This is a genomic window from Parendozoicomonas sp. 209JJ7-1, from assembly GCF_058147085.1.
In genome coordinates, this window is sequence record NZ_JBYVJU010000014.1 from 82,713 (window position 1) to 102,670 (window position 19,958).

The 19,958-nt window shown below is 50.4% G+C and carries 18 protein-coding genes; 11 read left to right on the forward strand and 7 right to left on the reverse strand.

The window, feature by feature from the left end; all coding sequences use genetic code 11:
• The first annotated feature begins 2 nt into the window (after positions 1–2).
• Positions 3–1,550, forward strand: a complete 1,548-nt coding sequence (locus ACY2RQ_RS14570; protein ID WP_490113712.1) for an AmpG family muropeptide MFS transporter — start codon at positions 3–5, stop codon at positions 1,548–1,550.
• Here ACY2RQ_RS14570 and ACY2RQ_RS14575 read toward each other — a convergent pair.
• Positions 1,529–1,843 (reverse strand): MGMT family protein, encoded by a 315-nt coding sequence (locus ACY2RQ_RS14575; RefSeq protein ID WP_490113713.1) that lies wholly within the window; start codon positions 1,841–1,843, stop codon positions 1,529–1,531. The two genes, ACY2RQ_RS14570 and ACY2RQ_RS14575, sit on opposite strands and share 22 nt — an antisense overlap.
• A 219-nt stretch (positions 1,844–2,062) precedes the next feature.
• Between ACY2RQ_RS14575 and ACY2RQ_RS14580 the strand changes: the two genes are divergently transcribed.
• Positions 2,063–3,043, forward strand: a complete 981-nt coding sequence (locus ACY2RQ_RS14580) for a DUF481 domain-containing protein (RefSeq protein ID WP_490113766.1) — start codon at positions 2,063–2,065, stop codon at positions 3,041–3,043.
• Positions 3,044–3,100: 57 nt separating this feature from the next.
• Here the strand turns inward: ACY2RQ_RS14580 and ACY2RQ_RS14585 are convergent, their stop codons facing one another.
• Entirely contained in the window at positions 3,101–4,021 is a 921-nt protein-coding gene (locus ACY2RQ_RS14585) for a Dyp-type peroxidase (RefSeq protein ID WP_490113714.1), read from the reverse strand.
• A 175-nt stretch (positions 4,022–4,196) separates the two neighbouring features.
• On the opposite strand from ACY2RQ_RS14585, the gene ACY2RQ_RS14590 reads away from it, so the two are divergent.
• Positions 4,197–5,339, forward strand: coding sequence for an acyl-CoA dehydrogenase family protein (locus tag ACY2RQ_RS14590; RefSeq protein ID WP_490113715.1), 1,143 nt, complete (start codon positions 4,197–4,199; stop codon positions 5,337–5,339).
• 37 nt (positions 5,340–5,376) lie between these two features.
• Here ACY2RQ_RS14590 and ACY2RQ_RS14595 read toward each other — a convergent pair whose 3' ends face one another.
• Positions 5,377–6,393, reverse strand: coding sequence for an AraC family transcriptional regulator (locus ACY2RQ_RS14595; protein WP_490113716.1), 1,017 nt, complete (start codon positions 6,391–6,393; stop codon positions 5,377–5,379).
• A gap of 342 nt (positions 6,394–6,735) precedes the next feature.
• Between ACY2RQ_RS14595 and ACY2RQ_RS14600 the strand changes: the two genes are divergently transcribed.
• Positions 6,736–7,053: a hypothetical protein gene (locus ACY2RQ_RS14600; protein ID WP_490113717.1), complete on the forward strand. Its 318-nt coding sequence runs from the start codon at positions 6,736–6,738 to the stop codon at positions 7,051–7,053.
• 88 nt (positions 7,054–7,141) lie between these two features.
• On the opposite strand, the gene ACY2RQ_RS14605 is transcribed toward ACY2RQ_RS14600, so the two are convergent.
• Positions 7,142–8,335 (reverse strand): class I SAM-dependent rRNA methyltransferase, encoded by a 1,194-nt coding sequence (locus ACY2RQ_RS14605; protein WP_490113718.1) that lies wholly within the window; start codon positions 8,333–8,335, stop codon positions 7,142–7,144.
• Between the two features lie 212 nt (positions 8,336–8,547).
• On the opposite strand from ACY2RQ_RS14605, the gene ACY2RQ_RS14610 reads away from it, so the two are divergent.
• Both ACY2RQ_RS14610 and ACY2RQ_RS14615 read left to right on the forward strand, forming a co-directional pair.
• On the forward strand, positions 8,548–9,144 hold the full coding sequence (locus ACY2RQ_RS14610) for a hypothetical protein (RefSeq protein ID WP_490113719.1): 597 nt from the start codon (positions 8,548–8,550) through the stop codon (positions 9,142–9,144).
• Positions 9,145–9,205: 61 nt separating this feature from the next.
• Entirely contained in the window at positions 9,206–9,721 is a 516-nt protein-coding gene (locus tag ACY2RQ_RS14615; RefSeq protein ID WP_490113720.1) for a glycine cleavage system transcriptional repressor, read from the forward strand.
• A 6-nt stretch (positions 9,722–9,727) separates the two neighbouring features.
• Here the strand turns inward: ACY2RQ_RS14615 and ACY2RQ_RS14620 are convergent, their stop codons facing one another.
• The gene (locus tag ACY2RQ_RS14620) at positions 9,728–10,057 is read right to left on the reverse strand and encodes a hypothetical protein (protein WP_490113721.1); all 330 of its coding nucleotides are present in this window, start codon (positions 10,055–10,057) and stop codon (positions 9,728–9,730) included.
• Positions 10,058–10,303: 246 nt separating this feature from the next.
• Here ACY2RQ_RS14620 and ACY2RQ_RS14625 point away from each other — a divergent pair, with 246 nt between their 5' ends.
• Together ACY2RQ_RS14625 and ACY2RQ_RS14630 are read left to right on the forward strand one after the other, a co-directional pair.
• Positions 10,304–12,031, forward strand: a complete 1,728-nt coding sequence (locus ACY2RQ_RS14625; protein ID WP_490113722.1) for an AMP-binding protein — start codon at positions 10,304–10,306, stop codon at positions 12,029–12,031.
• 196 nt (positions 12,032–12,227) lie between these two features.
• Positions 12,228–12,602 carry a glutaredoxin family protein gene (locus ACY2RQ_RS14630; protein ID WP_490113723.1) on the forward strand — a complete coding sequence of 125 codons (375 nt, stop codon included), beginning with the start codon at positions 12,228–12,230 and terminating at the stop codon, positions 12,600–12,602.
• Positions 12,603–12,665: 63 nt separating this feature from the next.
• On the opposite strand, the gene hldE is transcribed toward ACY2RQ_RS14630, so the two are convergent.
• Positions 12,666–14,105: a bifunctional D-glycero-beta-D-manno-heptose-7-phosphate kinase/D-glycero-beta-D-manno-heptose 1-phosphate adenylyltransferase HldE gene (gene hldE / locus ACY2RQ_RS14635; RefSeq protein WP_490113724.1), complete on the reverse strand. Its 1,440-nt coding sequence runs from the start codon at positions 14,103–14,105 to the stop codon at positions 12,666–12,668.
• A complete protein-coding gene (gene msbA, locus ACY2RQ_RS14640; RefSeq protein WP_490113725.1) occupies positions 14,102–15,976 on the reverse strand; it encodes a lipid A export permease/ATP-binding protein MsbA in 1,875 nt (624 codons plus the stop codon). Before msbA ends, hldE begins: the two co-directional genes overlap by 4 nt.
• A 514-nt stretch (positions 15,977–16,490) precedes the next feature.
• Between msbA and ACY2RQ_RS14645 the strand changes: the two genes are divergently transcribed.
• The 3 genes from ACY2RQ_RS14645 to ACY2RQ_RS14655 all read left to right on the forward strand — a co-directional run bounded on the left by ACY2RQ_RS14645 (position 16,491) and on the right by ACY2RQ_RS14655 (position 19,939).
• Positions 16,491–17,144 carry a BUD32 family EKC/KEOPS complex subunit gene (locus ACY2RQ_RS14645; RefSeq protein ID WP_490113726.1) on the forward strand — a complete coding sequence of 218 codons (654 nt, stop codon included), beginning with the start codon at positions 16,491–16,493 and terminating at the stop codon, positions 17,142–17,144.
• 31 nt (positions 17,145–17,175) lie between these two features.
• On the forward strand, positions 17,176–18,999 hold the full coding sequence (typA, locus tag ACY2RQ_RS14650) for a translational GTPase TypA (RefSeq protein WP_490113727.1): 1,824 nt from the start codon (positions 17,176–17,178) through the stop codon (positions 18,997–18,999).
• A gap of 208 nt (positions 19,000–19,207) precedes the next feature.
• Entirely contained in the window at positions 19,208–19,939 is a 732-nt protein-coding gene (locus ACY2RQ_RS14655; protein ID WP_490113728.1) for an isochorismatase family protein, read from the forward strand.
• Positions 19,940–19,958: the final 19 nt, after the last annotated feature.

Consider the following 19,958-nt stretch of genomic DNA (forward strand, 5'->3'; position numbering starts at 1 on the left):
GAATGGAATCAGTCACTCCTCACCGTTCATGGCGTGAAGCTGTTGCCGCCTGTTTTCAGGGGCGGGTTCTCAGTATGTTGTTTCTGGGCTTTTCCGCTGGTTTGCCCATCCTGCTGATTTTCAGCAGTCTTTCCCTGTGGTTGCGTGATGCGGGGGTTGCCCGTTCCACAGTCACTTTCTTCAGCTGGGCTGCCCTCGGTTATTCCTTCAAGTTTGTCTGGGCACCGTTGGTGGATCGCCTTCCCCTGCCGGTGTTTACAGTCTGGCTCGGGCGGCGACGGTCCTGGTTGTTACTGTCCCAGCTGGCGGTCATGGGTGCCCTGGTATTTATGGCGGTTCATGATCCTGTAGACAGCCTGACTCTAGTGGCAGTTGGTGCGGTGATGCTGGGTTTTTCGTCTGCGACCCAGGATATTGTGATTGATGCTTACCGGATTGAGGCGGCAGAAGAGGATCTGCAGGCTCTTATGTCTTCGGCTTATATTGCCGGTTACCGGATCGGTATGCTTACAGCCGGAGCCGGGGCTCTGTACCTGGCCAGCTGGTTTGGTTCAGGGGATGGAGCAGGTTACAGCTTTGTCGCCTGGTCACAAACCTATATGTGTATGGCTGGCATTATGCTGGTGGGCATTGTGACAACCCTTTGTATCAGCGAACCGGAATCCCGGGCATCTCAGCACTCCTATGGAACGGTGGATTATCTGCGTTTCCTTGGCCTGTTTGTTGTCGCGACAGCTGTTTTCGTTTTGGTCTTTGTTTACGGCAGTGGTTATGTAGGAGTGTTTTCCCAGGCCATGTCTGGAGTTGTGGGTAAGCTTGCTGCTTCCTTTGTTGCGGAAACCAGCCGGTTATTGGTTAGTCTGGTTGTGGCTCTGCTTGCTGCCCGCTCCATGGTAAAACTGCATATTGTTGCACCGGGTATGGTGGATGAAACCTATGTGGCTCCTTTCCGTGATTTCTTCACCCGTTATGGCAGGGTTGCTTTGTTTATTCTGGTGCTGGTGGGCACTTATCGTATATCCGATATTGTTATGGGGGCGGTTGCCAATGTTTTCTATGACGATATGGGATATACCAAGGAGCAGATAGCCACCATTACCAAAACCTTTGGCTTGCTGATGACTATCGCCGGTGGTTTCCTGGGAGGGCTGCTGGCTATCCGCTATGGGGTGATAAAAAGTCTCTGGCTGGGAGCTTTCCTGGCGGCGGCCAGTAATGCTTTATTTGCGCTGCTGGCGGTTTCCACACCCCAGACCTGGATGCTTGCCGGTGTTATTGCCGCTGATAACCTCAGTGGAGGTCTGGCATCAGCGGCGTTTGTCGCTTATCTCTCAGGTCTTACCAATAGAGCTTTTACCGCTATGCAATATGCGCTGTTCAGCTCACTGATGACGTTGCTGCCAAAGCTGTTGGCAGGGTATTCCGGCTCAATGGTTGATGCGGTGGGTTACCCTGGCTTCTTTATTGGTTCTGCTCTAATCGGCTTCCCTGTCCTGTTGCTGGTAACCTATGTGGGGCGGAAGATGCCTCATTCTCCATCCCAGCAATAGGCTTTCAGATTGATTTTATGGCCGATAAACACGACACCTTCCTGCTCAAGTCGCTCTTTCTGTGTGGCATAACGTGCTGAGGCGTGAGGAAAAGAAATTTCTCCCTTGCTGTTAATAACCCTGTGCCAGGGCAAATGGCTGCCTGGTGGTAACTGGGAGAGTACATTACCAACAATCCGCGCACCTCCTGGCATACCTGTCATATCGGCGATCTGGCCATAGGTAGCTACTTTCCCGGAAGGGATTTCACTGACAACGAGCCATATTTTCTGGTTTCTACTAAGTTCGCTCACTAACAGCGATTCCTGTCATATCCTGTCAGCGTGAAGGATAACACTGCTTTAAGAGGTCGTCCCATGCTCGGAAAGTACATACCCGGATAACAGGCTGATACTGCAGGAATGCTTATATTTGTTGGTGAGATCATTTACTTTTTCGTTTTTCTCAGAATACATCATTAAATGTCAGGACACTCTTTCCCGCGCCGGTTCAGGTTGTTGTGTTGTTTGGCGATGCTGATGTGTTGTTCCAGGGTATGGTGTGACACTGTCTGGCTGACAAATGGTGACCTGCTCCGGGGAACTATCAGGGCGTTGGAAAATGGAAAAGTCCACCTGGATACAGAGTGGGCCGGGTTGATTAAAGTTGACTTGAAGTATGTCCAATCTCTGAAAACGGAAAAACTGCTTTGGGTCAGAATGAAAGGTCAGAATAGTTTTCGGCTGGTCAGGCTTTATACCCGGGAAAGTAAAACCTGGCTGCAGGATGAACAGGGCAACAGTATACCTCTGGGGAGCCAGAATAATCTTGTTTCCCTCACACTTAATCGTCCTGGTGAAGACCAGTGGCTGGTGGGGGGGAATATTAATGGCCATATTTCCCTGAAGCGGGGAAAAAACCGCAAGAGTGAATATAAAACCTTTGGTATCGTAGAACTGAGGGACAGAGTTAATAGAAATACCTTCAAGTGGGACAGCAAACTTTCAAAAAATGATGGAAAGCTGGACGACAAAGAACTGAAACTGTCTTACGACTATAATCGTTTTCTTGACCACTTCTGGTATGTTCTGGGTAATGTCCAGTGGTTCTATGATATTGATGAGAGTCCTTATAAACGCTGGTCGGCTGGCCCGGGTCTTGGTTATCAGTTCTGGGACAGGGGCACGGGCAGCCTGAAAAGCGATGTAGGTTTGAGCCATCTCTGGGAGTATTACCGTTTAAAGGAGGAGAGTAAGCGATGGGCTCTGCGCTGGGGTTTAAATGGAACTCAACGTATAACAGAAAATTTTTTCGCGTTACTGGATTCGACGGTTTTCTATCGGCAGGGCAAGGATAATCAGGTTCTCTGGGATCTGGATTTTAGCCTGCGATATCAGGTCAGTGACAGCTTCTGGTTCAATATGCGCTACAGCCTTGATTACAATTCCCAGCCTCCGGATAACAGGGTGCGGAGTAAAAGAAGTCTCAGTTTTGGCCTTGGCTGTGGTTTTTAAACAGAGAACGGACGATATTGGATCGCCCGCTCAATTGTAAAAAGTTTGTGGAAAATACTATTTCTGACTTTCCAGGAAATCCCGGCTGGGAGCAAAGAAGGCATTGCCGGTAACCGCTTGGGTGTAATTCATCAGGTGGTCGTAATGGCCATTGGCATCCGCATTAATCATCTGCTCCAGCATCAGATTGAAGTTCCGTGCGGTATGGGCATAGGCAATAAAGAACAGACCGTGCTCCTGGCTGTTTCCATAGGGCATGCTGTGGCGGAGGATTTCCAGACTTTTGCCGTCTTCCTTAAGGTTGACCCGCTTGATATGTGCGGTTGGAGCCTTTTCTTCTTTGGAAAATTCAATGTTCTCTTCTTTAGTCCGGCCAATTATCTGTTCCTGATGATGTACCGGACAGTTGTCCCATAATGGCAGGTTATGGACATAGCGCTGGGAGTGGATATAGCTGCCGCCAGCCAGGGGCTGATCTTCAGGAATAAGGGCAACGGAGGCGCGGTTATCTCCTTCAGGATTTTCCGTACCGTCAACAAAGCCGGTCATATCCCGTGAATCCAGGTAACGGAAGCCTGCGACTTCTTCTTCCACCATAACACTGTCGTTCAATAAATCCATAACCTGACGGCTCAGTTCAAAGTTCAGGTCTTTCCTGTCTGAGCGAATATGGATCAGCAGATCACCGGGAGTGCTCGGAGCCTGACGGTCACCATTTTTCAGAGCTTTAAAGTGGGAGAGTTCTTCCGGATAGGTCTGGCCGGGAAACAGCATTTTCCAGGCTCTGTTGCCAAAGGCCAGGGTGGCTGACAGCCTGCTGTCAGGGTATTTATTGTTGATGCTGTCTACAACTTCTGGAAAGTCCGCGGCAACATGCTTAACTGTTTCCAGGCTTTCAGGGTCATTCTGCAACAGCAGGATCAAAAATGTCGCGTCGGTATTGGCGTTAGGTAAAACGCCGGATTGCGGAGTGGCCATGGGTATTCCCAGTGTGGTTATTGTGTGTTGATGTAGATAAAAAAACTACTGCTTGTTGTACATGGAAATAATGAGGAAATTTTCTCAATCTTGATGATATAAGGCTATAAATATTTGACCAAGCAAGCGCTTGGTTGTAGTTTTCCTTTACAACAACAAAAAGCAGGTTCTCTTTATGCTGAACGATCATTATTTCAACGACAATCATCGCTTGTTTCGGGATTCAATTCGCCGCTTTGTAGATAAGGAAATCAAGCCATTTATTGATGAATGGGAGGAGGCTGAAGAATTCCCCCGTGAACTGTACACCAAAGCCGGAGACGCCGGTTTTCTTGGTCTGGGTTACCCAGAGGAGCTGGGGGGAAGTGGCACCGACGTTTTCATGAATGTAGTGTTCACTGAGGAAATGATGCGTTCCGGGTCAGGAGGTCTGGTCGCTGGTCTGTTATCCCATCAAATTGGTTTGCCACCTATTGCCCGCCTGGGTTCTGATGCCTTGAAAGAGAAGGTGATTCCACCTGTTCTGCGGGGTGAAAAAATTGCGGCACTGGCTATTACAGAACCGGGGGGGGGATCTGATGTGGCCGGGTTGAAAACCCGTGCAGTACGAGAAGGTGATTATTATCGCCTGAATGGTTCCAAGACCTTTATTACCAGTGGTGTCAGGGCGGATTTTTATACTGTCGCTGTCAGAACCGGTGGTGAAAGTTATGGTGGTGTCAGCCTGATTATGGTTGAGAAAGGAACACCGGGTTTTGCAGTTGGTAAAAAGTTGAAAAAGATGGGCTGGCGCTGTTCCGATACCGCTGAGCTGTTCTTTGAAGACTGCATGGTGCCGGCAGAAAATCTGATTGGTGTAGAAAATCAGGGTTTCGCAGCCATAATGGGGAACTTCCAGAGTGAACGATTAATGCTGGCGATTATGGCCAACATGACCTCCCGCCTCGCCCTTGAAGAATCCCTCAAGTATGTACGGGAGCGGGAAGCTTTTGGTCGCTCCATCAAGGACTTCCAGGTTACCCGTCATAAGCTGGCGGATATGGCGAGTCAACTGCTGGCCAGTGAAGCACTCACTTATCAGGTCGCCAAAGCCATGGATGAAGGGAAAAATGTTATTCAGGAAGTGTCCATGGCCAAGAATGTTGCCACGGATTGCAGTGATAAGCTGACCTACCAGGGTGTGCAGTTGTTCGGTGGTATGGGCTTTATTCAGGAGTGCCTGGTGGAGCGTCTGTATCGGGATAACCGCATTCTCTCTCTGGGCGGCGGTACCCGTGAAATTATGAATGAAATTATTTCCAAGCAGATGGGCTTATAACCAGAAAGGCTATATGAAGGAGTTAACAAGGCTGGCCTCACCAGCCTCCTCCCAGGGAGAAATCCAGCTCCAGGTTTTTCTGTCCGTCCTCTTCTTTTGGTGGCGTGTCTTGCCGGCGGTAGTCCGTTGGTGAGATGCCCGCTTCCTTTTGAAATGTCCGGCTGAAATGGCTGTGACTGTTGAACCCCAGCCGCCAGGCAATGTCTGATACCGGAACATGCTTCTGGGTTGGGTCTTTCAGCAGAACTTTGGCCCGTTCTAACCGGCGTACCAGCACCTCCGTACGGAAGGTGGTCTGGTGGCGTTTCAGCAGTTTGAACAGATACGCCCGGGAAATACAGGCCGCTTTTGCTACGGATTCTGTGCTGATATCCGGATTTTCCAGTTGCTGGTCTATGGCTGAAAGAATAGCGTCCAGCCTTTGTTGCTCCTGGCTCATCTGCTCGGTTTGAATCGCTGCATGGTTGAGGGTCAGGGCAAGCAGACTGATCAATTGTTCGCCCAGTGCATGGGAAATCTTATCGCAGGTAATCTCTCCGAGACCGCTAATCATGGCCAGTGTCTGATTGCGGAGAATCGTGCCCAACCCGGACTGGCAGTCGATAGTCACGGGGGTTTTCTCCGGCAAAAGCTTATAGATATGTTTCAATCGTTCTTCCGGAATCATAATCTGCAGGCAACTGGCGGGTGAGAGATAAACGGTTTCTACCGGGTGGCTGATATTTATCAGCAGCGTCTGGTTGCGGTTCAGGGTTGTACTGACAGAATCCTGACGCACGGAAATTTCGCCGCTCATGGCCATAATCAGTACATATTCCCGGCGGGGTTTGCCCGAAATGACGGGCGGGCGATCTCTCAGACAGTGTTCTGTGGCATGGAGCAGGCTGATACGCATATCGCCTAAATGAGCGAGGCGCAGTCTTCCATGAAACTGTTTTGGATCTTTATCGGGAAGATATTCAGGAGAAAACGGCTGCAGGTGGCTGAGGATTTGCCTCCAGATGTCCAGAGCGTTCCGGTTGGGATGGCTTTCCGTGTCCATGGTTTTAAACATCAGTGTCTCCAGATTCCCAGGGGAAGACTGCAGTCATTGACTACACAGGCAGGCTTGTGCCGCTCTGTGTATCGGTGACATACTTTCTGGCCACTGAACTCCCGTGGCCACATCCTGTCAGAATACGACTGATGGGCGAACGAATATCGATATTTCCGTTCATTCTCCTATTTGACCAGTGAGTAGACTGAGGGTCAAGTCACTGTCCACTTACAGGCAAGCACCGACGGAAACTTGTCGGTATAAATAGTTACACAGACATACAGTGCATCAACCAAAAATCAGTGCATGTGTCTGTCCACTCATAATATTTATAAAATCTGGTTCGGGAGGTCACACTTCATGGTTGCGGGTAAATCATCTGTGATAGATGCAATGGAAGAGCGTGTTGAAGATATTCTGACCATGTATGCCGCTGGTGTCATGTCACGGATGGATGATGACTACGTAAAGAGTCTCAGGTGGGCCCAGCGGGCTGAGCAGGCTGCGTTTCAGCTGGGTCGTGAGTCAAGGCGTTTAAACAGGCATTACAGTTTCGGTGTACCAAAGCTTGATCGTGCTTATATCAAAGGACGGGCTCAGGTTTCCATGTGCAAAGTTTATGATATGAGTGGTACAGAACTTGAAGTTCAAAGTGACGGGCTGCCACAAACGGCCTAACTTTGAAATTATGGTGGTAGACACAGTTCGTAAAAATGATAAAAGACCCTGCAACAGCAGGGTCTCTTGATTTGTGCAGGCTGGTTTCTCAAACACGCAGTATCCTGCCAAACAGCGCTTTTATATATGCGGTTTCCGGAATAGCCGGATGAATCGGGTGATCGGCGCCCTGGTGACACTCTCCGAACAGTTGAATCTCCCTGTCGATATGGCGGGCGGATGCTCGCAGGATATCAACAAGAGAATCCCGCTGCAGGTGCATGGAGCATGAGCCGCTGATCAGAATGCCATCGTTGTTTAACAAGCGCATGGCCATTTCATTGACCCGGCGATAAGCCTGTTCACCATTGCGGATATCTTTCTTGCGTTTAATAAACGCCGGTGGGTCCATAACCACAATATCGAAACGTTCCTGGGCGGTGTGCAGCTCTTTCAGGGCGGAGAAAGCGTCTCCTTCAAAGGTGGCGACCTTGTCGCCTACGCCGTTCAGTTCGGCGTTCTTGTGCACATATTCGAGTGCCAGGGCAGAGCTGTCGACACAGAACACTTCACTGGCACCATGGTTGGCAGCCTGTACACCCCACCCGCCGATGTAACTGAATACATCCAGCACCCGCTGCCCTTTGGCCATAGTATTCAGGTAAGCCCGGGCCGGACGGTGATCATAGAACCAACCGGTTTTCTGGCCTTCCACTACAGGAGCCAGGAACTGGGTACCGTTCTCTATCAGGGGGAGTTCGTCCGGGACTTCGCCGTAAGCCGTTTCAATATATTCCGGCAGGCTTTCCAGGGAACGAACACCGCCCTGGTTGCGGAACAGAATACCGGCGGGCTTCAGTACCTTCACCAGAGCCTCAATAATCTCATCCCGCATAACCTCCATGCCAACAGTGCCTATCTGCACCACCAGGTAGTCATGGAAACGGTCAACGACCAAGCCTGGCAGGTTGTCACTGTCCCCGTACACAAGGCGGTAGCAGGGTTCGCTGAACAGCCGTTCCCGCAGGCTGAGGGCGATTTTCAGGCGATGCACCAGCAGGGATGAAGACAGGGGATGCTTGGTGTTCCGGCTGATCAGTCGGCCGCATATCAGGGTATTCGGGTTGATATAGGCGATACCCAGTTCTTTCCCGGAAGATGCCTTGATAACAGCCTGCTGGCCGGGCTGGAAGTCGGAAAGGGGCGTCTGGGCGGTATCAACCTCATTGCTGTAGATCCACAGATGGCCCGCTTTCAGGCGCCTGTCGGTATTTTTTTTCAGACGCAGGGTCGATAGAGTCATGATTTATGGTTCCATCTGGATAATTGTCCCAGAGCTGCCTATGGAGCTGATTTCGCCCCGAAAACTGTGACGGGCCGCCAGGTGACAGGGAATGTAGGGGAATGGGGCGGGTATTATAATGAACCTTTGGTAAATGTCCCGGCATTTTCCTGACACCCGGAAAAAGGGCAGGCCGCTATTCTGAAAAGAAAGGAATCTGTGGGAATCTCATCATGAACAGGAATTTATATAAACAGGGTTTGTCTTCGATGGCCGGAGCTTTGCTGGTTGCAGGGGCCGTGCATGGTGAGGTGAAGCCCCTTGAGGGGGCCCAGATGGAAGATATCTACATTGGCAGTACCGTGACTGTGGCTCCGGCGCTTGACAGTTATACTCAGGAAACTGATGCTGCCGTTATTGGGGGTATTCAGCGTCAGACCACAAGTACTGCACAGTCCCACGAATTGAATGAGAACCTGAATGCGCAGTTTTATACTCCGGAAAAGCCTCAGCCAACTTTTCAGGAGCGCCTGATAAAAGGTATGCAGGAACAGGGATATGTGGCTGGCAGCAATAATGCCATTGCCAATCTGCCGGCTAATTTCTCCGGAACAGGTCAGAATGGTTCCTACACGATTGATGTTGTTCCTCCATCAATTAATGCGACTTCTCCAGACAGCGTCAGGTTGCAAAGCGCACCCACAAGTCTGAGGTTTGTTTTACCCAACACGGAAAACTTCCCGTCTGAAATTCAAGGCACGCCTGGTGGACCGGCTTACCTGGAAGTAAACAACAGTAGCATCATCATTGAGCTGAACGGTCTGAAATAAAGTCCCTTTCCTATCGCTGTTCCGTCCATACTATTGAGCAAATGTTGCCAGGTGCTGACGGATGACCCGCCATCTTGTTATTACAGTCACTGGTCCTGACCTTCCCGGTATGGAGCAGGAACTGACCCAGGTGATTGCCCGTTTCCAGGGGCGCTGGGTGGGCAGCCGTACAGCTCATATGGCTGGGCGGTTTGCCAGTATTCTCTTTATCTCTATAGCCGCTGAAAAGACGGAAGCTCTGTCAGATACGCTTAACGGGTTTGCCAGTGAGGGTGTGGAAGTTCGTATTGATCAGGTGGAAACGGTCACCACCCCGGCGAAGGAACGACACCTGCTGTTAAACCTGATTGCGGATGATGCCCCGGAGCTGGTTGCCGATGTTTCCCGGCTGCTGGCGGCCCAGCATATAAGAATCAGCGAGCTGCATACGGATACACTTCCAGCGCCGTGCAGCGGCGATCCCCTCCAATCTATTCAGGCTCATCTGCGTGCGCCGTCCGGAGTCAATGTGGAGCAGGTTCGGGCCAAAATAGAAGCCCTGTCATCGGAATTGATGCTGGATATCAGCCTTGAATAACATGAACTAGTTGACCAGGGCAGGCGCGTGCTTCAGGTCATACAGTTCATTGACCAGCCCTGACAGCAGGTTGCGGGATTCCTCCAGTTCGCTGTCGAGATCTTCTACAACGGAAAGAATATCCAAGTGTCTGGTGATATAGCTGATAGTTTCTGAACGGGCTTTTATTCCCTGAAAACTGGCTGACTGACGGAGACGATTAAAATCTTCAACCAGCTGTTGAATGTTAATGCGGTGGGATACCTGCCGGAAACGATCCTGACAGGCGACTAAGCGGTAATCTATGTCCAACTTCGTTAATGCCGATATTGACGAGACAAGTGCAGATTGCCCCATGAACCCGCATCTGTAAAGGCCGGGCGAAAATTATTTTTACTTGCTTATTTTATCTGCACCTTGATCTTGCTTATATCTATTCCCGGATGGTGTGATAAAGAATAGATATCCGCGTGTGGGATGCATAGCGCAACATCGTAAGCGTTAATGTTTTCAGCTAGTTGTAAACGGAGATTGCTACTGCGAGCCTGGCAAGGTAATAATTGTCTGATAAAAATAACAACTGATTAATAAAGAGGTGCGGCTATGGAACCTGAGTTCTGGGATGGTAAAAGACCTGATGGCGTACCGGCTCATGCGCCACAGCTGGATTTCAACTCTCTTATTGAGCTTATTGAAGATGCTTTTACCCGCTTTGCAGACCGGCCGGCTTTCACTGGTATTGGTCATACCCTCACCTATCAAGAGATAGATAAGTACAGTGCCTGTTTTGCTACATGGCTGCAGAACCATACCGGACTTAAGTCCGGAGACAGGGTCGCCATCCAGCTACCTAATCTTCTGCAATATCCTATAGCGGTATTTGGCGTTCTTCGGGCCGGTATGGTGATTGTGAACGTAAATCCCCTGTATACCGCCCGGGAAGTGAATCACCAGCTCAATGACTCAGGAGCGAGGGCGCTGCTGTTTCTGGAAAATTTTGGCCACACCATTGAGAAAGTGATCGCGGATACTCCGGTGGAACAGCTGATTTGTACGTCTTTCGCAGATATGCTGCCAGCGCCAAAGCGGTGGCTGGTTAATAGTGTTGTGCGTCACGTTAAGAAAATGGTGCCGCCTTTTAATCTTCCCAAAGCCGTGCCTTTTCGAAAGGTTCTTGCAGAAGGAGCCAGAGCTTCAGAATTCCGCCGACCGGTACGGAGCGCTAATGATATCGCCATGCTGCAGTACACGGGAGGAACAACGGGCGTAGCCAAGGGCGCAATGCTGACCCATGGCAATCTGTTGGGGAACGTTGCCCAGGTTGACGCAACTTTCGGGCAGGTAAGGGAGAATGGAGAACCCTGGCTTAAGCCTGGCGAGGAAATCTCCATCGCGCCGCTGCCGCTTTACCACATCTACGCTTTTATCGTGAACCTGATGTATTACCCCCACACCGGACAGCACAGTATTCTGATTGCCAACCCCAGGGATATTGACCAGTTTGTCAAAACAATAATGCCCTGGAAGTTTACGGTTTTCTCGGGCCTGAACACTCTGTTTGTTGCCCTTATGGGGCATCCCAGATTCAGCCATATGGATTTCTCTTCCCTGAAAGTGACATTGTCCGGCGGAACAGCCTTGCAGGAAGATGTTGCCAAACGCTGGGAGGACGTCACAGGCTGTCGTGTATCGGAAGGTTATGGCCTTACGGAATGTTCCCCGGTAGTAAGTGTTAACCCCCTTGGGGAAGCCTCTCGCCCTGGTACGGCTGGTATGCCTGTGCCATCAACGGAGGTGAAAATTATTGATGCTGAGGGTAATGAACTGCCACAGGGGGAACCCGGAGAACTGTGCATAAAAGGCCCCCAGGTTATGAAAGGGTACTGGCGGCGGGCCGAGGCCACAGAGGAGGTTCTGGATGAGCAGGGCTGGCTGAAAACCGGCGATATTGCCGTTGTAGAAGACGATGGTTTTATCCGCATTGTCGACCGTATCAAGGATATGATTCTGGTCTCTGGCTTTAATGTGTATCCCAATGAAATAGAGAGTGTTGTCTCTGGCCATCCGGGAGTTATCAACTGTGCCTGTATCGGGGTGCCGGATATAAAAACCGGTGAAACCCCAAGGCTCTATGTAATACCGGCCAATACTTCGCTGACGGAAGAAGAACTGTTGCAATGGTGCCGTGAACATCTGACGAATTACAAGATTCCCAAGCAGATTGTGTTCAGAAGTGAACTGCCGGTGACACCTGTGGGCAAGGTATTAAGAAAAGAGCTTAAGGAAGAATACAGAAAGTCTCACGAGAGCTCATCTCGGGAGAGTCAGTAGCAGGTATGCTGACTCGAAATCACTTCTCTTATGTAATGTGTGTACTGCCCGGCCCGGCCATTGTGTTTGTCCGGGCAAACCATCCCTACAAAAACCATCCCTACAAAAACCATCCCTACAAAAAACACCCCTACAAAAAACACCCCTACAAAAACAGTCTGAAAAGAGTGTTGTCGAACAAGAGCAGGAAAAAAAGATGTTGCTGAAAATTGTCCGTAATGGCCTTGGTTATATGATTGCTGGAGTGGACCTGATAACACGTGGTCGTCGTTTAAAGCGGGCTTCTGAAGCCCAGATCTGGGCCGATAAGGCCACGTCCAATATGTCCCTCTACCAGTTCTTTGGCTGCCCGTTCTGCATAAAAACCCGCAGAGCCATACATCGCCTGAACTTGAATATTGAATATCGGGATGCCAGTGGTAATGAGACGTTCAGAAATGAATTAATGGCCAATGGTGGAAAGGTGCAGGTACCATGTTTGAGAATTTCCCAGCCGGAAGGAGATGATATCTGGATGTATGAATCCGGCGCGATTATTGAGTATCTTGAGAAGGAATTCGGGGCTGCCTGATTTTTGTCGTGATTTTTGTTGAAGGTTCAACTTTTAGCTGAATCTTCGACAAAGCTGAATCTATCAGGAGGCAGTTTCGTGTTGCTTCTGAATTTTATGGACAATAGCTGTTGTTGAGCAGTCATCCAGGAATTCCAGGACGGCCACTTCACCGCCATAGCCATGTACGATAGGCGCTCCTACCACCTGTTCCACAGAGTAGTCTCCCCCTTTTACCAGCACATCCGGGTGCAGGAGCTCCAGCAGTGCTTCGGGAGTGTCCTCATGGAAGGGAACAACCCAGTCCACAGCCTCCAGACCAGCAAGGACAGCCATACGGCGTTCCACCGGATTAATGGGGCGACCTTCACCTTTCAGGCGGGTGACTGAAGCATCGTCGTTTATCGCAAGAATCAATCTGTCACCCTGCCTGCGGGCCTGCTCCAGATAACCCACATGACCGGCATGAAGAATATCAAAGCAGCCATTGGTAAAGACGATTTTCTCACCCTGGGCTTTGGCTTCTTCAATGACTGTGGCCAGTTGCTCCCTGGTCATTACACCCCGTTCAACACCCTGAATCGAGCTGGCTGCACGACGAAGTTCAGGCATGCTGACCGTGGCTGTACCAAGTTTGCCGACAACAATCCCGGCAGCGATATTAGCGAGGGCGGTGGCTTCGGGCAGTGACATGCCACTGGCAAGGGCCGCGGCCAAAGTACCGATAACGGTATCGCCAGCGCCGGTCACATCAAAAACCTCCCTGGCCTGGGCCGGGAAGTGCAGTTCATCCTCATCGTCACGGAGCAGGGTCATGCCATGTTCGCTGCGGGTAATCAGCAGGGCATCCAGCTCCAGATTTTTGCGGAGTTGCTGACCTTTTTCGACCAGAGTCTTTTCATCGGGGCAGGGGCCAACAATAGCTTCAAACTCGCTCAGGTTCGGCGTGATAACAGTAGCACCGCGATATTTTTCAAAATCAGAGCCTTTTGGGTCAGCGAGAACCGGAATCCCGAAATCCCGTGCCATTTTTACCAGGGCCTGAATATCGTTCAGGGTGCCTTTGCCATAATCGGACAGCACCAGGGCATCAGCGCTGAGAAGCAGCGTTGGCAGTTCTTCAGCAATATTCTGTTCAAACTCGGGTACGAAAGGTTCTTCAAAATCCAGACGCATCAGCTGCTGGTGCTGGCTGATAATGCGGAGTTTGGTAATTGTTGGCACGTCTTTATGGCGAATAAAATTGCAGCTGACACCGGCGCTGTTCAGGGAAGTCTTCAGGCTGTCCGCAGCTTCATCGTTTCCGGTAGCTCCCAACAGCCAGACAGGAGCTCCAAGGGAGGTAATGTTCAGGGCTACGTTACCGGCACCGCCGGGACGGTCTTCCATGGATGTGACCCGTACAACCGGAACCGGCGCTTCCGGGGATATGCGACGGGTCGGGCCGTGCCAGTAACGGTCAAGCATCACGTCGCCGGCAACCACCACCCGGGCCTGGTCAAAACGGGGAAGGGTCAGTTTCATACGCTGGTCTCTGTTCCTGCACCCACAGCGGCATCCGGGGGAGTGATATTGGTGATATCCATGGCGTCTTCCTGTTCCTGAAACTGCATCTGGTGCAGGCGAAAATAAGCGCCTTCCTGCGCCAGCAGTTCGCTGTGGGTACCGGATTCGATAATCTGTCCCCTGTCCATCACCAGAATACGGTCAGCATTCTCAATAGTGGATAAACGGTGGGCAATAACCAGGGTTGTGCGGTTCTTCATAATATTATTCAGAGCCGCCTGAATATGACGTTCCGACTCTGTATCCAGGGCGGAGGTGGCTTCGTCCAGAATCAGCAAAGGAGCATCCTTGAGAATCGCCCGGGCAATGGCCAGACGCTGGCGCTGGCCGCCGGACAGCAGGACACCATTCTCGCCCACCAGAGTATGGAGGCCATCGGGCATATTCTCGATAAACTCCATGGCGTGGGCCGCTCTGGCCGCCAGGCGGATATCCTCCTCTTCCATATCCCGCAGATCACCATAGGCAATATTATTGGCTACGGTGTCGTTAAACAGGGATACCTGCTGGGTGACCAGAGCGATCTGCTTGCGCAGATTCCGTAGCTGGTAATCCTGGATGGGAACACCGTCAAGCAGAATATCGCCCTGATTATGGTTGTAAAAACGGGGCAGAAGGCTCGCCAGGGTGGTTTTACCACTGCCGGAACGACCCACCAGAGCAATGGTTTCACCGGGTTTTGCGGTAAAACTGATGTTCTTCAGGGCCGGGCGGTCGGCATTGGGATAGGTGAAACAGAGGTCTTTGACTTCTAACGCTCCGGAAACTCGTTCTACCTGCAGGCTACCCTCATCTTTCTCAGGCTCCTCATCGACCAGCTCAAAAACCGAGTAGGCGGCGACAATACCTTTCTGGATATTGGGAATAACCTCGCTCAGTTGGCGCAGGGGTTTGGGCAGCAGGCCCGCAGCGGTAAGGAAACCCACAAGCTCACCGGGAGTATTGGCTGTGGCTCCGGAGCTTTGCAGGTAGAGCACTGCATACATCAGGGCTGCCATGGCGCAGAGAATAATCAGCTGCAGGGTCGGCGTCATAATGGCCCCCACCTTAACCATTTTCAGGCCTTTTCTGGTGTTATCCATACTGGCATGGAGAAAACGGTCTTTTTCATAGTTTTCTCCGCCAAAACTGCGCACGACTTGATGGCTGGTAATAGATTCAGAGGCGATATGTGTGACATCACCCATAGTATTTTGAATCTTTTTACTCAGCTTTTTAAAGCGTTTACTGGTAAAGGCCACGACCCCCGCTATGACGGGCATAATGGCAATAAACAGCAGTGTCAGCTGCCAGTTGGTGTAAAGCAGATAGCTCAGAACGGCGATAACTGTCAGCCCTTCCCGTACCAGAACCTTGATAGCGTCGGTAGCTGCTGTGGTGACACCACCCACGTTGTAGGTAATTCTTGAAATCAGGTGGCCGGAGTTATTATTGTCAAAGAACTTATTGGGCAGCACCAGCATACTCTTAAACAGGTGGGTACGCAGGTCATGGACAACTCCCAGAGAGACCCGGGCAATAAAGTAGTTGCCCATAAATGAGCCAATACCCCGGAATACAGCAATAAATACCATAATCAGGGGGACAAGGGTTACCAGAGCTGAGGGAGAAACCATACCAAAGCCCCAGACCTCAACGGACTCATGGGTGTCGCCAATCAGGGCTGTAGTGAAGTAATCAACCAGCTTGGGAAACATGGGCTGGCTGAGGGCAAAGCAGAGATAACCCAGGATACTCAGGGCAAAGAATTGCCCGTAAGGGCGGACATAGCCCAGAAGGCGCAGGTAAACGGCCAGCCCGTTTTCATCGGGGTGGGTTTGGTCTGTCATACATTGGACCCGCTGGAATATTGGATGGTCTTGAACGATGGTGCAAGTTGAGTGAAGCCTGTAATAATAACATACAGTCCCGAGAATTCGCAGAAATTGGTCTTTTATTGAAGGATACAGCCTGTAGTACACAGGCACTGCAGGCATTATGAGCTGGTCAGGCAGAGTCTATAGCTCTTCTGGTTGCTCTCTCTTTTCGTGGGGATTGGTCGCAGACGGCCTGCTGCACCCCGGCTGCGGCCTCCACTATCAATCAGTAGTTGATACCATGACAGGGTTATTGTTTACAGGCTTACTCAAAGGCCCGGTTTTGACAGTTGAAGCTGGATTCAAGCACCTGTTGCAGCCAGAAGCCAGAAGCCAGAAAGCAGACCCTCCCTTTCGTTTTCCAGACGCTTTTATCGGTTCTTGTTTGTCATCGCAACAAAAATATTACGTCTGTCTTTCCCTGAAGAAGGGGCACAGGTAGAATGCCCGCCTTTGCCACCGACATAGACATTATCTGAAGACGGGCATGCGGACTCTCACGGCAACAGATTACAACAGACTGCGGGATGGCGGGTATGTCATAGAGGCCGATGGTTTTGGTGACAAGGTCATCAGGCTGAAGGATGGCAATTTCCTGAAGCTTTTCCGCCGTAAAAGATGGCTGACGTCCGATGTTATCCGTCCTTACTCTGCACGCTTTGCCCAGAATGCCCAGGCTTTGATTAAGCGGGGTATTCCTACGGTTGAAATCCTGTCGGTTTACAAAATTCCATCGGTAGAACGCACTGCCGTTCATTACCGGCCCCTTACTGGCGATACCCTGAGGGAATGGCTGAAAGGGCGGGAATCCCTGGAGCGGCAGCAGCTGGCCCGGGAGCTGGGGCGTTTTATCGCCTGGCTGCATCGGTCCGGCGTTTATTTTCGGTCACTTCATCTGGGCAATATATTAAAAATGCCCGATGGACGACTGGGATTGATAGATATCTCTGATATGCGCTGTTACAGGTACGCCCTGGGTGACAGCAGCCGTTTACGGAATTTCCGTCATATGGCCAGATATCGGGATGATATAGCGCTGTTGGGAGATTCAACAGCTATTCTGGCAGAAAGCTATAACAATATGGCCGGTACCCGAAAGGGATTCCGGCAGAAACTGGAAAATATCCTGGCTGGTAAATAAACCGGTTCAGAGTAAAAGAGGCACCTTCCCTGTGAGCGAGGCTGTTATTGAAAAGCTGCGGAACGTAGCGATTATCGCGCACGTTGACCACGGCAAAACAACACTGGTCGATAAGCTGCTTCAGCAGTCCGGTACTCTTGGCCGCAAGGATCAGGGTACGGAGCGTATCATGGACTCCAATGACCAGGAGAAAGAGCGCGGCATTACCATTCTGGCCAAAAATACGGCCATTAACTGGAATGATTACCACATTAATATTGTGGACACTCCCGGACACGCGGATTTCGGTGGTGAGGTTGAGCGGGTTCTCTCGATGGTGGATTCTGTACTGCTGCTGGTAGACGCGGTTGACGGCCCCATGCCTCAAACCCGTTTTGTAACTTCCAAGGCTTTTGAGCAGGGTCTGCGTCCTATTGTTGTTATCAACAAGGTTGACCGTCCCGGTGCACGCCCAGACTGGGTTATGGACCAGGTTTTTGACTTGTTTGACAACCTTGGCGCCACAGATGAACAGCTGGACTTCCCGGTTATCTACGCTTCCGCCCTGAATGGCGTGGCTGGTATGGAGCCCGACGAGCTGGCGGAAGATATGACGCCGCTGTTCGAAATGATCACCAAAAATGTACCGGCTCCTGATGTTGACGTTGATGGCCCCTTCCAGATGCAGATTTCTGCCCTGGACTACAACAGCTATGTTGGTGTTATCGGTGTTGGCCGGGTTAAGCGTGGCCATATTAAGCCAGGTACCCCTGTTCGCCTGATCGACATGCATGGTGAAGAGCGTAATGCAAAAATCCAGAAGGTCATGGGCCATCTGGGCCTGGAACGGGTTGAAACGGAAGATGCCCGTGCCGGTGACATTATCTGTATTACCGGTATTGAAGGCCTGAACATTTCCGACACACTCTGTGATCCGTCCAGTGTTGAAGCCCTGCCTGCCCTGACGGTTGATGAACCGACGGTATCCATGACCTTCCAGGTGAACGACTCTCCATTCTGTGGCCAGGATGGCAAGTTCGTAACGTCCCGGAATATTAAAGACCGCCTGGATCGTGAGCTTATCCACAACGTAGCACTGCGTGTTGAGCAGGGTGACGATGCGGACAAGTTCAAAGTGGCTGGTCGTGGCGAACTGCACCTGTCTGTTCTGATTGAAACCATGCGTCGTGAAGGTTTCGAACTGGCTGTATCCCGCCCTGAAGTTGTTATCCGTGACAACAACGGCGTGAAGGAAGAGCCTTACGAGCAGGTTGTGGTTGATGTGGAAGAAGAGCATCAGGGTTCCATCATGGAAGAGCTGGGTCTGCGTAAGGCCGAGCTGAAAGATATGGTTCCCGATGGTAAAGGACGTGTTCGCCTGGACTTTATCATGCCGTCCCGTGGCCTGATTGGCTTCCGCTCCCTGTTCCTGACCCTGACTTCCGGTTCCGGTATCCTGACCTCTATCTTTGACCACTATGGTCCTGTGAAAGAAGGTGAAGTCGGCAGCCGTAACAACGGTGTTCTGGTTTCCATGGTGAAAGGCAAGGTGCTGGGTTACTCCCTGTTCAACCTGCAGAGCCGTGGTCGTATGTTCATCGACCCGAACGTGGACGTTTATGAAGGCCAGATTATCGGTCTGCATATCCGTGACAACGACCTCATGGTGAACCCGACCAAGGGTAAGCAGCTCACCAACGTTCGTGCCGCTGGTACCGACGAAAACATCATCCTGACTCCGCCTATCCGTCATACCCTGGAACAGGCCCTGGAATTTATTGATGATGATGAACTGGTTGAGATCACCCCCAACCATATTCGCCTGCGTAAGAAGTACCTCACCGAGGTAGAGCGTAAGCGTAATAAGAAGAAGTAATTCTTCCTGTTAAGAAAAAGCCCCGCAGCCTTTGTGCTTCGGGGCTTTTTAGCATCTGACTCGCGCTGGCGAGCAAAAAATCTCGTGCCTAAGAATTTGCTTACGAATTCTGATCAATTACTTGAGGCACCGTTTGAGAGAAAGCGCATTTCCATGTCGATTGTCAGCTATCTTGCAGTCTTGCAGGTCTGAGCTGGAGGACAGCATCATGGAAAAAAGAGTGATACTTCTCCTTACCCTGTTACTTTTACTTTCACCTGTATTAAAGAGTGGGTATTTAGACACAGTTTATTATATTGAACAGCTGCTGGGGCAAAGTAAAAGGGTTGCCATACTGGTCATTGATATGCAGCAAGCATTCAGGGAAGACTACGCTTTACGAGGTAACAGCAAAATTATCACAGAGCAAAGAAAATTACTGGAGCATTTTGCCAATAATCCAGATGTAGTTTTCATTGATGTGAGATATAACGATGCAATAAGCATGATGCATGATGAGACACTGGGTATTCCAAAATTATCTGCCGCACTGCACAGAAAAGAGTTATACAAACAATTCCTTAAAGACTTTGATGATGCCTTCAGTGAAAAGGCTGACACTGCAGGATACAAAGGTTTAGAGGAAACAATAGAAGGCAAACTTGGTGATTACATAAGAACGATGAAAATTAAAGATATAGTCCTTTTTGGTTGTTTTGATGGTCTGTGTGTAAAATCAACCGCAGAGGGTGCATTGAAAGAAGAATTCATTGTTCATGTTGATTTTGACCTGAACATTATCTTTGGTGTTCAACACAGGATAAAAAACATAACACCCCGACAAGTCCAGGACGAATCCGCCGAAGCCTGGCAGAAGCTCAAAGAAGGAAATCCCAACCTGCATTTTATTGAAAAAAAGCCTGAAGGTTCTGCCACTCCCTGCAGCATGGCAAAAAAATAGACGTTTTTGAATAATTTGG